The sequence below is a fragment of the Pantoea sp. SIMBA_079 genome (genome assembly GCF_046940275.1).
Classification (GTDB): Bacteria; Pseudomonadota; Gammaproteobacteria; order Enterobacterales; family Enterobacteriaceae; genus Pantoea; species Pantoea borealis.
Genome location: NZ_JAWRYR010000035.1, coordinates 1 through 1029 on the forward strand (window position 1 = coordinate 1; position 1029 = coordinate 1029).

The 1029-nt window shown below is 57.7% G+C and carries 2 pseudogenes; both read left to right on the forward strand.

The window, feature by feature from the left end:
• Positions 1-307, forward strand: a pseudogene (locus SB719_RS18935) (MFS transporter); the annotation flags it as partial.
• Positions 308-386: 79 nt separating this feature from the next.
• Positions 387-1029 (forward strand): annotated as a pseudogene (lacI, locus tag SB719_RS18940) (DNA-binding transcriptional repressor LacI); the annotation flags it as partial.

Genomic DNA, 1029 nt, shown 5'->3' on the forward strand with positions numbered 1-1029 from the left:
ATTTCGCGGGATCGAGATCTCGATCCTCTACGCCGGACGCATCGTGGCCGGCATCACCGGCGCCACAGGTGCGGTTGCTGGCGCCTATATCGCCGACATCACCGATGGGGAAGATCGGGCTCGCCACTTCGGGCTCATGAGCGCTTGTTTCGGCGTGGGTATGGTGGCAGGCCCCGTGGCCGGGGGACTGTTGGGCGCCATCTCCTTGCATGCACCATTCCTTGCGGCGGCGGTGCTCAACGGCCTCAACCTACTACTGGGCTGCTTCCTAATGCAGGAGTCGCATAAGGGAGAGCGTCGAGATCCCGGACACCATCGAATGGCGCAAAACCTTTCGCGGTATGGCATGATAGCGCCCGGAAGAGAGTCAATTCAGGGTGGTGAATGTGAAACCAGTAACGTTATACGATGTCGCAGAGTATGCCGGTGTCTCTTATCAGACCGTTTCCCGCGTGGTGAACCAGGCCAGCCACGTTTCTGCGAAAACGCGGGAAAAAGTGGAAGCGGCGATGGCGGAGCTGAATTACATTCCCAACCGCGTGGCACAACAACTGGCGGGCAAACAGTCGTTGCTGATTGGCGTTGCCACCTCCAGTCTGGCCCTGCACGCGCCGTCGCAAATTGTCGCGGCGATTAAATCTCGCGCCGATCAACTGGGTGCCAGCGTGGTGGTGTCGATGGTAGAACGAAGCGGCGTCGAAGCCTGTAAAGCGGCGGTGCACAATCTTCTCGCGCAACGCGTCAGTGGGCTGATCATTAACTATCCGCTGGATGACCAGGATGCCATTGCTGTGGAAGCTGCCTGCACTAATGTTCCGGCGTTATTTCTTGATGTCTCTGACCAGACACCCATCAACAGTATTATTTTCTCCCATGAAGACGGTACGCGACTGGGCGTGGAGCATCTGGTCGCATTGGGTCACCAGCAAATCGCGCTGTTAGCGGGCCCATTAAGTTCTGTCTCGGCGCGTCTGCGTCTGGCTGGCTGGCATAAATATCTCACTCGCAATCAAATTCAGCCGATAGCGG